At 61.0% G+C, this 585-nt stretch carries 1 protein-coding gene; it reads right to left on the bottom strand.

Annotated features, from left to right (window positions below; translation table 11 throughout):
- On the bottom strand, positions 1 to 529 hold a 529-nt coding region (locus IM708_RS21170), incomplete at its 3' end, for an IS6 family transposase (RefSeq protein ID WP_209428520.1).
- Positions 530 to 585 lie beyond the last annotated feature (56 nt).

The raw sequence follows: 585 nt of genomic DNA, 5'->3' as shown, positions 1-585 counted from the left end.
GCAAAGGTTGGTGCGAATTCTCCGCACGATTGTTCAGATAGCGGCCTGTCTCCTGAAGATCCGACGCGCCCATCGTTCGCAGCGCGGCACCGTAGGAGCGCAGCCGGTCGGTCACCATCACTTCCGGCGAACCGTGCCGCCGCATCGCTTTTTTCAGGAATTTCAGCGCTGCCTTGCGGTCCCGGCGCTTTGTGACAAAGGATTCCAGCACCTCGCCCTCGTGATCGACAGCCCGCCAGAGGTAGTGCAACTCGCCGTTGATCTTCACGAACATCTCGTCGAGGTGCCATCGCCAGTGTTGCGAAGAGCGCATCCGCTCGACGCGCCGCCGGCGGATCTCTGCGGCGAACATCGGGCCGAACCGGTTCCACCAGAACCGCACCGTCTCATGGCTGATCTCGATGCCGCGCTCGTGGAGAAGGTCCTCCACGTTTCGCAACGAAAGCGGAAAACGGATGTAGAGCATTACCGCCAGGCGGATGATTTCGGGGCTCGTCTTGAAGTATCGGAAGGGGCTCGGTTTAGACATCCGAGGAACCTACGCGGCCGCCAAGCCTCGCACAAGGAATTTGCTCTGACACCGCC

It is taken from the genome of Pararhodobacter sp. SW119 (assembly GCF_017811755.1).
In the GTDB taxonomy this organism is placed as follows: Bacteria; Pseudomonadota; Alphaproteobacteria; order Rhodobacterales; family Rhodobacteraceae; genus Pararhodobacter.
Note: the sequence above shows the minus strand (reverse complement) of the source record. Positions and strands in the feature narration are given on the sequence as shown.